The organism is Streptomyces sp. 8P21H-1 (assembly GCF_013302945.1).
In genome coordinates, this window is sequence record NZ_JABTYA010000283.1 from 1 (window position 1) to 6,031 (window position 6,031).

Consider the following 6,031-nt stretch of genomic DNA (forward strand, 5'->3'; position numbering starts at 1 on the left):
CCGTCCGTGCCGGACCAGATGCCCGCCTCCACGCCCACGCCCCGCTCCAGCAGCGCGGCGGCGACCTCCTCGGCGCCCGGCTCGTGCCAGTTGACCGAGGCGTGGTCCGGCAGGACGCTCCACTCGTGCACGCGCGCGACGCGGGCGGCGGGGTCGGGCTCGGCCCAGGCCCCGGTGCTCACCCCGACGGGAACGGCCACGCGTGACCGGATTTCGTCCAGCGTCGCCGCAACCGCTTTCGGCGACAGGGTGTCTTCTCCACAGGGGGACTTGGGATGCACATGGATGTCCGACGCCCCGGCCGCGACGGCTTCCGCCGCGGAACCGGCCATCGCTTTCGGCGACAGCGGCACGAGCGCACCGTCGCCGGACCCGCGTCTCCCGTTCACACAGACCTGCACCATGCCCCCGATGGTGCCAGGTGGCACCGACAACCGGAGACCGAAAGGGGATCAGGCGATGAGCCTGGCCATCTGCTCGCTCAAATGGGAAGCCGCACGCACGGGGGCCCAGAAGATCACGTACGACAGCGACGGGTACCACCTGGTGCGCTTCCCGTACGTCACGGGTGATGAGCAGTACGACCGCTGGAACATGCACGACCCGGCGAAGGGCGGCACCACCGCGTCGAAGTTCCCGGACGCCCGCTCGGGACTGATATGGCCGAGCCACGACGGCTGGGGCGTCCTGTCCGCGCTGGTCTTCTGGGAGGCGGACGCCGCCGGACTGGAGTACCGGGCGCGCTTCGTGCGCGACCCGCTGGACCCCACGAAGTACAACTCGACGGCCACCACCGACTGCGCGCCCACCCGCGGCGGCCAGTACCGGTCCTACCTGTGGCAGATGTTCGTCCACCCGGGCACGCCGCTCGGCCTGAAGGTCTCCGTGCGCGGCGCGGGCGACAGGAAGATCGCCACGCCGATGATGCTCGCCGAGTTCAAGCTCGCCATCCACACCGACGTCAAGGTCCCGTAGGCACTCGTCCGGGGGTGCGGTTCCGCCGGCGCACCCCCGGCGTCCCCTATCCTCCGACCCCCACCAGCAGGCGGCCCCTCTGGCAGTCGGCCAGGGCCTCGGGGGTCAGGACCGGTCGCGGGACCACGATTCCGCAGGCGGTGCAGACCGGGCCCGAGGACGGCTCGTGGGCCAGGTCGTACTTCCAGACGAGGTGCTCGCCCGAGCACACCGGGCAGCCGGTGCCCGGCTCCCGCTCCAGCGCGTCGATCAGCCGGCGCAGCACCTCGGCCAGCGGCCCGTGCGGGTGGACCCCGGGGTCGTCGCACCAGGCGACCCCGAAACCGCCCCAGGTGAGCCGGTGCCAGTCGTCCACGCTGCCGGGGCTGCGCAGACCGTCGTGCTTCTCCTTCTTGCGGCGCCGGGCGAACCCGGCCTCGTAGGCGAGCCAGACGGAGCGGGCCTCCTCCAGTTCGTCCAGTGCGGCCACGAGCCGCGCCGGATCGGGGGACCGGTCCTCGGGCCCGAACCCGGCCCGGGAGCACAGGTGGTCCCAGGTCGCCCGGTGGCCGTAAGGAGCGAACCGCTCAAGGCACTTGCGCAGTGAATAGCGCCGCAGTGCCAGATCGTTCCTCGGGTCGCGCACCTGTCTCGCCAGACTACGGAATCCCGCCATCGCCCTGCACCTCCGTCACACCTGCACCTGTACTTCGGTCACTTCGGCGTCGTCACAAGGACGTCGCCGAATAGACGTATCGACACGCGATTCGGCTCCATCTGTTTTCCGGCTGCCGCCACAAAGCCGCCGACCTGCCGGTTATCGGCCGCCCGCAAGGCGGTTGTCAGCCTTCTGCCGAGCCTTTCCCGGCCCGTCGGCCGGTTTCGGTCGGCGGCTCCGGCGGGGCACGCCCGGCCCCTCCGGCGCCGAAAAGTGACGCGTGTTCATCTTCAATCCCGGGGAGACCGGCAGTAGCGTCCGGCCCATTCCCGTCCGTGAGGAGTCAGCCATGCCCCGGCGTACCCCACGCACCATGCTCGACAGACTGAGAACTCCCCGCAGATTCCCCAAGTTCCTCATGGGCGCTTCCATATGCGTTCTCATCGCCGGTCTTCTGTCACCGCTTTCCCACGCGGCGGCCGCCGACACCCCCGTACTGGCCGCGAACGACTACTGCGGCGGTCAGTGTTCGGACATCCTCCCGGCGGGCCAGAACGGCAACGCGACCCTCGCCGAGATCATCCTCAACCAGGCATTCGGCACCCAGCCCGCCCACGCGGAGGACCAGCTGGGCCCCTACGCCAACCTGGCGTCCGGCCACCCCGCGCTCACCGACGCCAAGATCAACGACTTCTTCCGGGACGCCTCGTTCGGGGTCCCCGCCGACCAGGTCGAGTCCACCCTGAAGCCCGCCGGACGCACCGACGTGACGATCGTCCGCGACAAGAAGACCGGTGTGCCGCACATCACAGGCACCACCCGCTACGGAACCGAGTTCGGAGCCGGTTACGCGGCGGCCCAGGACCGGCTGTGGCTGATGGACGTCTTCCGGCACGTCGGACGCGGCAAGCTGACCCCCTTCGCGGGCGGAGCCCCCTCGAACCAGGGGCTGGAGCAGGAGTTCTGGCGCCACGCCCCCTACACCGAGGCCGATCTGCAGGCCCAGATCGACAGCGTGGTGGCGAAGAACGGCGCCCGCGGGCAGCAGGCCCTCGCCGACGTCCGGGCCTACCTCGACGGCATCAACGCCTACATCGACGCCGCCGACAGCGGCCGCTACTTCCCCGGCGAGTACGTCCTGACCGGCCACAAGGACTCGATCACCAACGCCGGGACCATCGAGCACTTCAAGGAGACCGACCTGGTCGCCCTCGCCTCCGTCATCGGCGCGCTCTTCGGCTCCGGGGGCGGCGGCGAGGTGAACAACGCGATCTCGCTCCTCGCGGCCCAGTCCAGGTACGGCGTGGAGAAGGGCACCCAGGTCTGGGAGTCCTTCCGCGAGCGCAACGACCCCGAGGCCGTGCTCACCGTCCACGACGGCGAGAGCTTCCCGTACGCCACGAAACCGGCCGTCCCGCAGGGCGCGGCGATGCCCGCCGCCGGCACGGTCACCGAGGAACCCCTGGTGTACGACCGCACCGGCAGCGCGGCCACCGCCGGCGCCGCCAGGACGTCCGCCGCGGCGACCGCGAGCGCGCTCGGCTCGGCGCGGCGCGGCATGTCCAACGCCCTCGTGGTGAGCGGCGAGCACACCGCGAGCGGCCACCCGATCGCCGTCTTCGGACCGCAGACCGGCTACTTCGCGCCACAGCTGCTCATGCTCCAGGAGATCCAGGGCCCCGGCCTCAGCGCCCGCGGCGCCTCGTTCGCCGGCCTGAGCATGTACGTCGAACTCGGCCGCGGCCAGGACTACGCGTGGAGCGCCACGACCTCCGGCCAGGACATCATCGACACGTACGCGGTCGAACTGTGCCAGGACGACACCCACTACCTCCACCGCGGCACCTGCACGGCCATGGAGAAGGTCGAGCAGACCAACGCCTGGAAGCCCACCACGGCCGACGGCACCCCCGCGGGCTCCTACCGCATGCAGGTCTGGCGCACCAAGTACGGGCCGGTCACCCACCGGGCCACCGTCGACGGCAAGAAGGTCGCCTACACCACCCTGCGCTCCTCCTTCCTGCACGAGGCCGACTCGATCATCGGCTTCCAGATGCTCAACGACCCCGGCCACGTGAAGAGCCCGGAGACCTTCCAGTCGGCGGTCCAGCACATCAACTACACCTTCAACTGGTTCTACGCCGACTCCGAGCACACCGCCTACTACAACAGCGGCGACAACCCGGTGCGCGCCGCCGGCGTCGACGCCGAGTTCCCGGTCCGGGCGCAGCCGGCGTACGAGTGGCGGAACTGGACGCCGGCGACGAACACCGCCGACTACACCCCGCCGTCCGAGCACCCGAACTCGATCGACCAGGACTACTACATCTCCTGGAACAACAAGCAGGCGAAGGACTACACCACGGCACCCTGGGGCAACGGCTCCGTCCACCGCGGCAACCTCCTGGACGACCGGGTGCGCAGGCTGGTCACCGAGGGCGGGGTGACCAGGGCCTCCCTCACCAGGGCGATGGCGGACGCGGGACTGGCCGACCTGCGCGCCGAGGACGTCCTGCCGAAGCTGCTGCAGGTCATCAGGACCTCACCGGTGACCGACCAGGCGGCAGCGGCGGCGGTGACCAGGCTCTCCGACTGGGTGACGGCGGGCGCCAAGCGCAAGGAGACGTCGGCCGGTTCGAAGACGTACGCCCATGCCGAGGCGATCCGCATCCTGGACGCCTGGTGGCCGCTCCTGGTGAAGGCCGAGTTCGAACCCGGCCTGGGCAGCGGCCTGTACACCGCCATGACGAACAACCTCCCGGTCGACGAGCCGCCCTCGGCGGGACACGGGCCCACCGGGTCGCACGCCGGCAGCTCGTTCCAGTACGGCTGGTGGAGCTACGTCCACAAGGACATCCGGGCGGTGCTCGGCGAGCCGGTCCGGGGCGCACTCGCCGAGCCGTACTGCGGCGGCGGCAGCCTCAGCGCCTGCCGGGACGTCCTGATCAGCACGCTCAAGCAGGCGGCCGGCCGGACCGCCGCACAGGTCTACCCCGGCGACGAGCTCTGCTCGGCGGGCGACCAGTGGTGCGCCGACTCGATCAACCAGCGCACGCTGGGCGGCATCAAGCACGGGAAGATCAGCTGGCAGAACCGGCCGACCTACCAGCAGGTCGTGGAGTTCACCTCGCACCGGTGACGTGTCCGCCGGGGAGGGCCGGCCGCCGGTCGTCCCTCCCCGGCCGGCCCCTCCCCGGCCGGTCCGTCCCCGTGGTCCGGGGGCGGACCGGCGTGCGTCAGCGGTAGAGGAGGTACTCCTCGCGCACGCGCCGGAACGCCGCCAGCTCGTCCTGCCAGCCCGCCACGACCTCGTCGGCCGTCGCGCCCGCGTCGATCATCGTGCGCACCAGGGTGGAGCCCGTCAGCCTGTCGATCCAGTTGTCCGGGCGCCAGGCGAAACCGCTCCACACCTGCCTGGCGGTCACCAGCAGCGCGATCCCGGTGCGCACCGGGTCGTAGGCCGCGCGGTCGTGGACGTGGACCTGCACGCCGCCGACGGTCCTGCCCTGGAACTTGGAGAAGGCGGGCGCGAAGTACGCCTCCCGGAAACGCACCCCGGGCAGCCCGAGCCGGCCGGCCGCCGCGGCCCACCGCCCGTCGATCCCCTCCGCGCCGAGCAGCTCGAACGGCCGGGTCGTGCCGCGCCCCTCCGACAGGTTCGTCCCCTCGAAGAGGCAGGTGCCCGGATACACCAGGGCGGTGTCGGGCGTCGGCATGTTCGGGCTGGGCGGCACCCAGGGCAGCCCCGAGGCGTCGTGGAAGTCGGACCGCCGCCAGCCCGACATCCGTACGGTGTCCAGCGGCACCGGCGCCGCCAGGAACTCCGCGTTGAACAGCCGCGCCAGCTCGGCGACCGTCATCCCGTGCGCCTGCGCGATCGGCTCCCGGCCCACGAAGGTCGCGAACTCCTTGTGCAGCACGGGCCCGTACGCGCCGCGCCCCGTCACCGGGTTGGGCCGGTCCAGCACCACGAAGCGCCTGCCCGCGAGCCGGGCCGCCTCCATGCAGTCGTACAGCGTCCAGATGTAGGTGTAGAAGCGGGCGCCCACGTCCTGGATGTCGAAGACGACCGTGTCCACGCCCGAGGCCGTGAAGATGTCGGCCAGCGGCTGTCCGCTCTTCAGGTACGTGTCGTAGACCGGCAGCCCGGTCGCCGGGTCGTCGTGGCGCCCTTCGGAGCCGCCCGCCTGCGCGGTGCCGCGGAAGCCGTGCTCGGGGCCGAAGACGGCGACCAGGTCCACGCGGTCGTCGGCGTGCATCACGTCGACGATGTGGCGCACGTCCCTGGTGATGCCCGTGGGATTGGTGACGATGCCGACGCGGTCGCCTTCGAGGAGGTCGTAGCCGCTGTCGGCGAGGCGTTCGAAGCCGGTCCGGAGCCGGCGGCCCGCCGGTCGCGGGCCGGCGGGCGCGGCGGCC

The 6,031-nt window shown here is 71.4% G+C and carries 5 protein-coding genes; 2 read left to right on the forward strand and 3 right to left on the reverse strand.

What is annotated here, in order from left to right; all coding sequences use genetic code 11:
• Positions 1-404: 3-keto-5-aminohexanoate cleavage protein (locus HO151_RS06025; RefSeq protein WP_173895063.1), on the reverse strand; the 404-nt coding region annotated here is incomplete at its 3' end.
• A 55-nt stretch (positions 405-459) separates the two neighbouring features.
• Between HO151_RS06025 and HO151_RS06030 the strand changes: the two genes are divergently transcribed.
• On the forward strand, positions 460-975 hold the full coding sequence (locus tag HO151_RS06030; RefSeq protein ID WP_173895064.1) for a hypothetical protein: 516 nt from the start codon (positions 460-462) through the stop codon (positions 973-975).
• A 46-nt stretch (positions 976-1,021) separates the two neighbouring features.
• Here the strand turns inward: HO151_RS06030 and HO151_RS06035 are convergent, their stop codons facing one another.
• Positions 1,022-1,630 (reverse strand): hypothetical protein, encoded by a 609-nt coding sequence (locus HO151_RS06035; protein WP_173895065.1) that lies wholly within the window; start codon positions 1,628-1,630, stop codon positions 1,022-1,024.
• 331 nt (positions 1,631-1,961) lie between these two features.
• On the opposite strand from HO151_RS06035, the gene HO151_RS06040 reads away from it, so the two are divergent.
• The gene (locus HO151_RS06040) at positions 1,962-4,751 is read left to right on the forward strand and encodes a penicillin acylase family protein (protein WP_173895066.1); all 2,790 of its coding nucleotides are present in this window, start codon (positions 1,962-1,964) and stop codon (positions 4,749-4,751) included.
• Between the two features lie 97 nt (positions 4,752-4,848).
• On the opposite strand, the gene HO151_RS06045 is transcribed toward HO151_RS06040, so the two are convergent.
• A partial coding sequence (locus HO151_RS06045) for an exo-beta-N-acetylmuramidase NamZ domain-containing protein (protein ID WP_173895067.1) occupies positions 4,849-6,031 on the reverse strand: 1,183 nt, incomplete at its 5' end.